Raw genomic sequence first — 9,289 nt, forward strand, 5'->3', positions numbered from 1 at the left:
CCGGGACAGCACACCTAGGCCGTGCCGCCCGCCCGCATCGGCCCAGCGACCTAGGTCCACCGGCCCGGGTGACCGCCGCCACCGGTCCGATCCGCGCTGTCACAGCCCGCCGGTACCGTGAGGACATGAGTCACGGTCCCCGGTCCGGCCTCGCCGCGGTGAGTTCCGCGCTGCTGGCCATGAGCAGGCATCTCGAGGTGCGCGACGTCCTCAAGACGATCGTCGCCTCGGCCCGCGAGCTGCTCGACGCGCAGTACGCCGCGCTCGGCGTCCCGGACGACCACGGCGGCTTCGCCCAGTTCGTCGTCGACGGCGTCAGCGAGGAGCAGTGGAAGGCGATCGGCCCGCTCCCGCGCCAGCACGGCATCCTCGCCGCGATGCTCCGCGAGGCCAGGGCCGAGCGCCTCGCCGACGTCCGCAAGGACCCCCGCTTCGAGGGCTGGCCGAGCGCCCACCCCGACCTGGTCGACTTCCTGGGCCTGCCCATCCGCGACGGCGACGAGGTCATCGGCGCGCTGTTCCTCGCCAACAAGCTGCGTCCTGTGGAGGGACACCCCCCGTGCCCCGAACCGGAAGGCAGCTGTGGCTTCACGCAGGACGACGAGGAACTGCTCGGCATCCTCGCCCAGCACGCGGCGATCGCCCTCACCAACGCCCGCCTGTACGAACGCAGCCGCGAGCTCACCATCGCCGAGGAACGCTCCCGCCTCGCCCACGAACTGCACGACGCGGTCAGCCAGAAGCTCTTCTCCCTGCGCCTGACCGCCCAGGCCGCGGCCCGCCTGGTGGACCGGGACCCCTCCCGCGCCAAGGGCGAACTCCAGCAGGTGGCGGCCCTAGCCGCCGAGGCCGCCGACGAACTGCGCGCCGCCGTCGTCGAGTTGCGCCCCGCCGCCCTCGACGAGGACGGCCTCGTGGCCACCCTCCGGACACAGGTCCAGGTCCTCGACCGCGCCCACTCCGCCCGCGTCACCTTCGCCGGCCGCGGAGTGAAGGCCCTGCCCGCCTCCCAGGAGGAGGCCGTCCTGCGCGTCGCCCAGGAGGCCCTGCACAACGCCCTGCGCCACTCCGGCGCCGACCACGTGGACGTGACCCTGGACCGCCGCGGCAGCGGAGCCGTCCTGCGCGTCACGGACGACGGCAGCGGATTTGACCCGAGGGCGGTCCGCCGCGCCGGGCGCCACCTGGGCCTGGTCTCGATGCGCGACCGGGCGAGCGGGGCCGGCGGCACGCTGACCGTGGAATCGGCGCCCGGCAAGGGCACCACGATCGAGATGGAGGTCCCCGGTGGCTGACGCAATCAAGGTGCTGCTCGTCGACGACCACCAGGTCGTCCGCCGGGGCCTGCGCACATTCCTGGAGGTACAGGACGACATCGAGGTCGTCGGCGAGGCGGCGGACGGCGCCGAAGGAGTCGACCGCGCGGAGGAGCTGCGGCCCGACGTCATCCTCATGGATGTCAAGATGCCGGGCATGGACGGCGTGGGCGCCCTGCGCAGACTCCGCGAACTGGACAACCCCGCGCGCGTGCTGATCGTCACCAGCTTCACCGAGCAGCGCACGGTGGTCCCGGCCCTGCGCGCGGGCGCCGCCGGCTACGTCTACAAGGACGTCGACCCCGACGCCCTCGCCGGAGCCATCCGCTCCGTCCACGCCGGGCACATCCTCCTCCAGCCGGAGGTCGCCGACGCCCTGCTGTCCCAGGAGGAGGCCAACTCGGGCCCGGGGCGGGCCGGTTCGCTCACAGAGCGGGAGCGCGAGGTGCTCGGCCTGATAGCGGACGGCCGCTCCAACCGGGAGATCGCCCGCGCCCTCGTCCTCTCCGAGAAGACCGTCAAGACCCACGTCTCGAACATCCTGATGAAACTCGACCTGTCCGACCGAACGCAGGCCGCCCTGTGGGCCGTTCGCCATGGCGTGACCGGCTGACACGCTCATCCCACGGCAGCACGGAAGGTTCCCTTCCGAGCTGAGATTCATACTGTCGTGGGAACGTCCCTCACATGGCGCAACCTCGGTGGACCTCCGCCGTTCTCCAGTGCGTGCCGCGGCGCCTGCCGCGGCAATCGCAAGGAGGGCTCAGAAGTGAAGAACCTGAAGAAGGCCGCTGCCGTGACGATGGTGACCGGTGGCCTGCTGGCCGCGGGCGCGGGCATGGCCTCCGCCACGAGCGCGCACGCCGACGGTCAGGCCGTGGGCTCCCCGGGCGTCGTCTCGGGCAACGTCATCCAGGCCCCGGTGCACGTCCCGGTCAACGTCTCCGGCAACAGCGTGAACGTCGTGGGCGTCCTGAACCCCGCCTTCGGTAACCTCGCCGTCAACCACTGACACCCCACCTCCGTCTCCGAGCCGGAGGCACCACCGGCCTCCCGGCAACGCCTGGAGGCCGGTCCGCTCAGCCTGCGGGCAGTCGTGCCGCTGGGGCGGCACGGGTGGGCGCAGGCGGCACCCCGCTACGCCGGGCTGCGCACCAACCAGCCCCGGGCAGCAACACCCAGCACCACACAACCGACAGTCACCGCACCCCCCGCTCCCGCTCCTCCACAACGGAGTTGTACGCCGCGACCTGCGCCCGCCGAGCCGTCCGCTCCACCGGCCGCAACGCCTCCCGCCGCGCAGACATCTCGGACGAACTCACCGCACCACCGTGCCCGCTCTCCGTCGCCACAGCGATGAGCGTCCCCACCCGCTGCGCCAACTCCAGCACCCGCACCGCCCGCGACGGATACCCCGGCGCCAGCACCTCCCGCCTCCGCTCGGCCCGAGCCCGGTACGCGTCGACCGCCGCCTCCGCCACCGGCCCCGACCCGGCCACATCCAGCCGCGTCAGCGCCTCGGTCGCCTCCCGGAGCGCCTCCGCCAGCTCCCGCTCCGCCTCACCGAGGGACGGCACATCCGCCGGCGGCGCCTCCCGCACGGCCAGCACATGCCACACCACCTCGACCTGCACACCCACAGGCCCGGCCTCGTACACGTCCGGCACCAACCCCAAGGCGGCCCCGTAACAGACCACCGCCTCCTCGGCCTCAAGTGCCCGCGCGTTGAACTCCGGCGGCCCGCTCAGCCCCAGCGGATGCCCCGGCGCGGGCAGCGCCACCCGCAGCCCGGAGACCCCGAGCGTCCGCAGCCGCCCCAGCGCGAGCGTCAGCCCGACCTGGCCCGATTCTCCGGGCAGCCCCTCCACCCGATGCACCGCGTCGTCGCCGACGATGGCGAGCACAGCGTCATCCGGTGAGACAAGTCCGGCCAAAAGGGCATTTCCCCATGCAGCGAGACGTCCAGCGCGTGGTTCCGTGAGCATGTCCCCACCCTAGGACCCTCCAAGGACCGGACCGAGGGAATGTCCGGGCCGACCGGTGGCGTAGATTTCATGGAGGGCTGCGCCCACCGGCGCGGCGGACCGAGCCACAGGCTTACGCGACAGCCGAGACCGGCCACACTGCAAGGGGAGACAACGCGCTCATGAGCGATGTTCTGGAGCTTCAGGACGTATCCGTGGTCCGCGAGGGCCGGGCTCTGGTGGACCAGGTCTCCTGGTCGGTCAAGGAGGGCGAGCGCTGGGTCATCCTGGGCCCGAACGGCGCCGGCAAGACCACCCTCCTCAACCTCGCTTCCACCTACCTCTTCCCCAGCTCGGGCACCGCCGCCATCCTCGGCGAGACCCTCGGCAGGCCCGGCACGGACGTCTTCGAACTGCGCCCGCGCATCGGCATGGCCGGCATCGCCATGGCCGACAAGCTCCCCAAGCGCCAGACCGTCCTGGAGACGGTACTGACCGCCGCGTACGGCATGACCGCCACCTGGCACGAGGACTACGAGGAGATCGACGAACAGCGCGCCCGCGCCTTCCTCGACCGCCTCGGCATGAGCGAGTACCTGGAGCGCAAGTTCGGCACGCTCTCCGAGGGCGAGCGCAAGCGCACCCTCATCGCCCGCGCCCTGATGACCGACCCCGAACTGCTGCTCCTCGACGAGCCCGCCGCCGGCCTCGACCTCGGCGGCCGCGAGGACCTCGTCCGCCGCCTCGGCCGCCTGGCCCGCGACCCGATCGCCCCCTCGATGCTCATGGTCACCCACCACGTCGAGGAGATCCCCCCGGGCTTCACGCACGTCCTCATGATCCGCCAGGGCAAGGTCCTCGCCGCCGGCCCGATGGAGCTCGAACTCACCTCCCGCAACCTCTCCCTCTGCTTCGGCCTCCCGCTCGTCGTCGAACAGGCGGGCGAGCGCTGGACGGCACAGGGCCTCCCGCTGTCCTGACCCGGCCCCTCGCCACACAAATCCCAAAGTAAGAAGGGCATTTCACACCCTGGGCGCCCTGTCGGCGACAGGGCCGTCCGACCTACCATGCCCGTGTGGACATCGACGCATGGCTGTGGTGGCTGATCGGCGCGACGGCGCTCGGCATCGCGCTCGTGGTCACCGCGATGCCGGAACTCGGCATGCTCGCGGTGGGCGCCATCGGCGCCGCGCTGGTCAACGGCCTCTTCGGCGGCGGAGCCGTCGCCCAGGTCGTCGTCTTCGCCGTCATCTCGACCGCCGGCATCGCCGTCGTACGCCCCATCGCGAACCGGCATCGCGTCCAGCGACCCCAACTCGCCACCGGAGTGGACGCGTTGAAGGGCAGACAAGCCGTCGTCCTGGAACGCGTCGACGCCTCAGGCGGCCGGATCAAGCTGGCCGGAGAGGTCTGGTCGGCCCGCGCCCTCGACACCGACCGCGCTTACGAAGCAGGCCAGGAAGTGGACGTCGTGGACATCGAGGGAGCCACTGCGATCGTCATGTGACCTCGCAAGACGTAACTGGAGTGAACTCCTCGCCAGCTACGCGACGGTCTGACAGACTCGACCAGCAAGATCTTCGACAACCATGAGATCTGCCGAAGTCGCCGAGGCGGAGAAGGGTACGGGGAACGACGATGGAACCGGTCATCATCGTCCTGATCATTCTGGTGGTGTTGGTCTTCATCGCCCTGATCAAGACGATCCAAGTCATCCCACAGGCCAGCGCGGCCATCGTCGAGCGTTTCGGCCGCTACACGCGGACGCTGAACGCCGGCCTCAACATCGTCGTCCCGTTCATCGACACCATCCGCAACCGCATCGATCTGCGCGAACAGGTCGTCCCGTTCCCGCCGCAGCCGGTGATCACCCAGGACAACCTGGTGGTCAACATCGACACGGTCATCTACTACCAGGTGACCGACGCCCGCGCCGCGACCTATGAAGTCGCCAGCTACATCCAGGCGATCGAGCAGCTCACCGTCACCACGCTCCGCAACATCATCGGCGGCATGGACCTGGAGCGGACCCTCACCTCCCGCGAGGAGATCAACGCGGCCCTGCGCGGCGTCCTCGACGAGGCCACCGGCAAGTGGGGCATCCGCGTCAACCGCGTCGAACTCAAGGCGATCGAGCCGCCCACCTCCATCCAGGACTCGATGGAGAAGCAGATGCGCGCCGACCGCGACAAGCGCGCCGCGATCCTCCAGGCCGAAGGTGTGCGGCAGTCCGAGATCCTGCGCGCCGAAGGTGAGAAGCAGTCCCAGATCCTGCGCGCCGAAGGTGAGGCCAAGGCAGCCGCCCTGCGCGCCGAGGGCGAGGCCCAGGCCGTCCGTACGGTCTTCGAGGCCATCCACGCCGGCGACCCGGACCAGAAGCTGCTCTCCTACCAGTACCTCCAGATGCTCCCCAAGATCGCCGAAGGCGACGCCAACAAGCTCTGGATCGTCCCCAGCGAGATCGGCGACGCCCTCAAGGGCCTGTCCGGCGCCATGGGCAACTTCGGCGGCATGGGCGGCGGTTCCGGCGGCAACGGCGGCGCGTCCGGAGGCACTGTCCCCGCCCAGGAACGCCGCGAGAAGCCGTCCATCGACTGACCCGGCACGCATGAAGGGGGCCCGCTTCCCAGAGGAAGCGGGCCCCCTTCATGCGACAGCCAGGCTAGGCGGCGGGCTGGGCCAGCCACTCCGGCAGCGCGTCGAAATCGTCCTGCCCCAGCGCCAGCAGCATCGCGTCCGCCGGAGTCGGCTCGAACGGCTGCCGCAGCAGCGGCATCCCCGCCTCCGCCGGAGTCCGATTGGCCTTACGGTGATTGTCCTCCGCACACGACGCCACCGTGTTCAACCAGGTGTCCTGCCCACCCCGCGAACGCGGCACCACGTGGTCGACGGTCGTCGCCCGCCTCCCGCAGTACGCGCACCGGTGCCGGTCCCGGACCAGCACACCCCGCCTCGACCACGGCGCTCGTCTTCGGAAGGGCACCCGTACGTACTGGCAGAGCCTGATCACACGGGGCGCCGGTATGTCGACCGCGGCTCCCCGCATCCGCAGTTCGGGGTGGGCCTGCTCGACGACGGCCTTGTCCTGAAGCACCAGAACGACGGCTCGGTTCAGCGTCACCGTCGACAGCGGCTCGAAGCTCGCGTTGAGTACCAGCGTGTCCCGCATACCAGCCCACCTCCCGTGTGCACCGGCCCACCCCCTGGCGGGCTGGGATCAACTCTGGCCGGGCACGCCGAGATGGACAACGCAATATCTGCTGCTCCTACGGGGGGTGACCCCCGCGACCCCCGGCAACAAAAATGCCCGCTCCTGATCAATTCCAAGACCAGGAGCGGGCAAACGTTCCGTGAACGCCGGGATCGCGGGGGCGGCTCGTCAGCCCTCGGCGGGCACCTCGTACTCACCGATCAGCTGAGCCCGCGCGATCGTGTGGAACCGCAGGTTGAAGCCCACGACGGCAGGCGAAGCGTCCGCGTCCGGACCGAGCTTCTCCTGGTCCACGGCGTACACCGTGAACACGTACCGGTGCGGCCCGTCCCCGGGCGGCGGCGCGGCCCCACCGAACTCCTTGCCGCCGTAGTCGTTACGGGCGTGGATCGCGCCCTCGGGCAGCCCCTCGAACTTCCCGCTGCCCGCGCCCACCGGCAGCTCGGTCACCGACGCCGGGATGTCGAACAGCACCCAGTGCCAGAACCCACTGCCCGTCGGGGCATCGGGGTCGTAGCAGGTCACGGCGAAGCTCTGGGTCTCGGGCGGGAAGCCCTCCCACCGCAGCTGCGGCGAGGTGTTGCCGGCCGCGTGGACCTGAGCGTCCTTGAGCGTCGCACCCTCCTGGACGTCCTCGCTCGTCACCGTGAACGACGGCACGGGCGGATGGAAGTCGTGGGGGAGCGGCCGCCGCTTGAGCTCGGTCACCTCGGTACCTCCTGATCGGTTCTTGCAGTTGCCCCCGAGCCTAGGGCCTTTCCTAGAACCAGTTGCGCTTGCTGCCGACCTCGGAGAGCCACTGGTTGAGGTACGCGGCCCAGTCGGTCCCCTGGTAGTCGTTGAGACCGACCTGGAAGGACCGGAAGGTGTCGCTGCCCTCGCTGAACAGCCCCGGCTTCTTGTCCATCTCGAGCACCACGTCCATGGCGTGCGCGTCCGCCACGAAGCTCAGCTCGACCTGGTTCAGCCCCCGGTACTGCTGCGGCGGGTAGAACTCGATCTCCTGGTAGAACGGCAGCTTCTGCCGCGTACCCCGGATGACCCCGCGCTCCATGTCCGCGTTCTTGAAACGGAAGCCCAGCTGGATGAAGGCGTCCAGGATCGCCTTCTGCGCCGGCAGCGGGTGCACCTTGATCGGGTCCAGGTCACCGGAGTCCACCGCCCGCGCGATCTCCAGCTCCGTGGAGACCCCGATGTGCATCGCGCGCAGTTCCTGCCCGTCGATCGTCGTGATCGGCGTCTCCCACGGAATCTCCAGCCCGAACTGCACCGCGTGCACCGCGTTCGCCTGAAGCTCGAACGCCCCGCCCAGCCGGGACTTCGTGAACTCGATGTCCTGCTTGTACTCCTGGTCGCCGCTCTCCACCTCGACCTTGGCCTGGAGCCCGACCGAGAGCCCCTCGATCTGCTGGTTCACGGAACCGCCCTGGATCCGCACCTCACCCTGGACGACACCGCCCGGGACGACGTTGACCTCGTGCAGCACCGTCTCGACCGAAGCCCCGCCGGCCCCCAGGCTCGCGAGCAGCTTCTTGAACGCCATGTCTCTCCCTCTCGCCCACTACGGGTGAATCCCTGATCCCTACAAACGCGATCCGGCCGTGGCCGGTTCCACGCCCTCACCCTGGCAAGGCCGGTGCCCTGAGGCCACCCCGCCGCACCACCCGTCTCCAGTACCCTCGGACGGCATGATCGCGAGCCCCGACCGTACGCCCCTGCCCAGGGAGTTCTTCGACCGGCCCGTCCTCGATGTCGCCCCCGACCTCCTCGGCCGCATCCTGGTACGCACCACCCCGGACGGTCCGATCGCCCTCCGCCTCACAGAGGTAGAGGCCTACGACGGTGCAGACGACCCCGGCTCACACGCCTATCGCGGCCGTACGGCCCGCAACGACGTGATGTTCGGTCCCCCCGGGCACGTCTACGTCTACTTCACCTACGGCATGTGGTTCTGCATGAACCTGGTGTGCGGCCCCGAGGGCAAGGCGAGCGCGGTCCTGCTCCGCGCCGGCGAGATCATCGAGGGCGCCGAACTGGCCCGCACCCGTCGACTCTCGGCCCGCAACGACAAGGAACTGGCCAAAGGCCCGGCCCGCCTGGCGACGGCCCTGGGCGTGGACCGCTCCCTGAACGGCACGGACGCCTGCACCTCCGGTGACACACCCATGAAGGTCCTCGCGGGCACGCCCGTACCGCGTGACCAGGTCCGCAACGGACCACGCACCGGAGTCGCGGGCGAGGGAGGCAACGGCGACATCCATCCCTGGCGCTTCTGGAGCGCCAACGATCCAACGGTGAGCCCGTATCGGGCCCATGTCCCAAGGCGCCGCCGGAGTTGACGCGTCCCCGCAAGATGCGTAATGTAGCCCGAGCCGCTTGACCCGGGTACGGCGTTCGCCAGCAGCCGGAAGCGGCCAACCCACTACCTAACGACTCCCCCTCAGCAGGGGCGAATTCGGCGTGCTCGCATGCCTGAATTCGGCGCCGACGGACTCGATTATGAGTTGGACGGCGAATCGGTTAACGTAGTGAATGTCGAAAGGCCGACGAGCGAAAGCCAAGGCCGCCCGGCAAATCCCGCCGACAGGGAATCGGGTCGAGAAAACGATCTGATAGAGTCGGAAACGCAAGACCGAAGGGAAGCGCCCGGAGGAAAGCCCGAGAGGGTGAGTACAAAGGAAGCGACCGTTCCTTGAGAACTCAACAGCGTGCCAAAAGTCAACGCCAGATATGTTGATACCCCGTCTCCAGCATCTGCTGGGGCGAGGTTCCTTTGAAAAAACACAGCGAGGACGCTG

11 protein-coding genes are annotated in these 9,289 nt (G+C 69.7%); 7 read left to right on the forward strand and 4 right to left on the reverse strand.

Annotation, left to right across the window (positions count from 1 at the left end; genetic code table 11):
* Positions 1-125 precede the first annotated feature (125 nt).
* The 3 genes from CCL05_RS31605 to CCL05_RS31615 all read left to right on the forward strand — a co-directional run bounded on the left by CCL05_RS31605 (position 126) and on the right by CCL05_RS31615 (position 2,328).
* Positions 126-1,295 carry a GAF domain-containing sensor histidine kinase gene (locus CCL05_RS31605; RefSeq protein WP_086564118.1) on the forward strand — a complete coding sequence of 390 codons (1,170 nt, stop codon included), beginning with the start codon at positions 126-128 and terminating at the stop codon, positions 1,293-1,295.
* A complete protein-coding gene (locus tag CCL05_RS31610; RefSeq protein ID WP_086564108.1) occupies positions 1,288-1,929 on the forward strand; it encodes a response regulator in 642 nt (213 codons plus the stop codon). The genes CCL05_RS31605 and CCL05_RS31610 overlap by 8 nt, the downstream gene beginning before the upstream one ends.
* A gap of 156 nt (positions 1,930-2,085) precedes the next feature.
* The gene (locus CCL05_RS31615) at positions 2,086-2,328 is read left to right on the forward strand and encodes a chaplin (protein WP_086564109.1); all 243 of its coding nucleotides are present in this window, start codon (positions 2,086-2,088) and stop codon (positions 2,326-2,328) included.
* A gap of 187 nt (positions 2,329-2,515) precedes the next feature.
* On the opposite strand, the gene CCL05_RS31620 is transcribed toward CCL05_RS31615, so the two are convergent.
* Positions 2,516-3,301, reverse strand: coding sequence for a hypothetical protein (locus tag CCL05_RS31620; RefSeq protein WP_086564110.1), 786 nt, complete (start codon positions 3,299-3,301; stop codon positions 2,516-2,518).
* Between the two features lie 161 nt (positions 3,302-3,462).
* Here CCL05_RS31620 and CCL05_RS31625 point away from each other — a divergent pair, with 161 nt between their 5' ends.
* From CCL05_RS31625 to CCL05_RS31635, 3 genes are all read left to right on the forward strand, one after another.
* Positions 3,463-4,260 carry an ABC transporter ATP-binding protein gene (locus CCL05_RS31625; RefSeq protein WP_020272309.1) on the forward strand — a complete coding sequence of 266 codons (798 nt, stop codon included), beginning with the start codon at positions 3,463-3,465 and terminating at the stop codon, positions 4,258-4,260.
* Between the two features lie 95 nt (positions 4,261-4,355).
* Complete coding sequence (locus CCL05_RS31630; RefSeq protein WP_086564111.1) at positions 4,356-4,787, forward strand: NfeD family protein; 432 nt, start codon at positions 4,356-4,358, stop codon at positions 4,785-4,787.
* A 131-nt stretch (positions 4,788-4,918) separates the two neighbouring features.
* Positions 4,919-5,878: an SPFH domain-containing protein gene (locus CCL05_RS31635; RefSeq protein WP_086564112.1), complete on the forward strand. Its 960-nt coding sequence runs from the start codon at positions 4,919-4,921 to the stop codon at positions 5,876-5,878.
* Positions 5,879-5,942: 64 nt separating this feature from the next.
* Here CCL05_RS31635 and CCL05_RS31640 read toward each other — a convergent pair whose 3' ends face one another.
* From CCL05_RS31640 to CCL05_RS31650, 3 genes are all read right to left on the reverse strand, one after another.
* Positions 5,943-6,449, reverse strand: coding sequence for an HNH endonuclease (locus CCL05_RS31640; RefSeq protein WP_086564113.1), 507 nt, complete (start codon positions 6,447-6,449; stop codon positions 5,943-5,945).
* Between the two features lie 210 nt (positions 6,450-6,659).
* On the reverse strand, positions 6,660-7,199 hold the full coding sequence (locus CCL05_RS31645) for a YbhB/YbcL family Raf kinase inhibitor-like protein (RefSeq protein WP_086564114.1): 540 nt from the start codon (positions 7,197-7,199) through the stop codon (positions 6,660-6,662).
* A gap of 52 nt (positions 7,200-7,251) precedes the next feature.
* Positions 7,252-8,034, reverse strand: a complete 783-nt coding sequence (locus CCL05_RS31650) for a sporulation protein (protein ID WP_086564115.1) — start codon at positions 8,032-8,034, stop codon at positions 7,252-7,254.
* Between the two features lie 145 nt (positions 8,035-8,179).
* Between CCL05_RS31650 and CCL05_RS31655 the strand changes: the two genes are divergently transcribed.
* Complete coding sequence (locus CCL05_RS31655) at positions 8,180-8,830, forward strand: DNA-3-methyladenine glycosylase (RefSeq protein ID WP_086564116.1); 651 nt, start codon at positions 8,180-8,182, stop codon at positions 8,828-8,830.
* Positions 8,831-9,289 lie beyond the last annotated feature (459 nt).

This window comes from Streptomyces africanus (assembly GCF_002150735.1).
In the GTDB taxonomy this organism is placed as follows: domain Bacteria; phylum Actinomycetota; class Actinomycetes; order Streptomycetales; family Streptomycetaceae; genus Streptomyces; species Streptomyces africanus.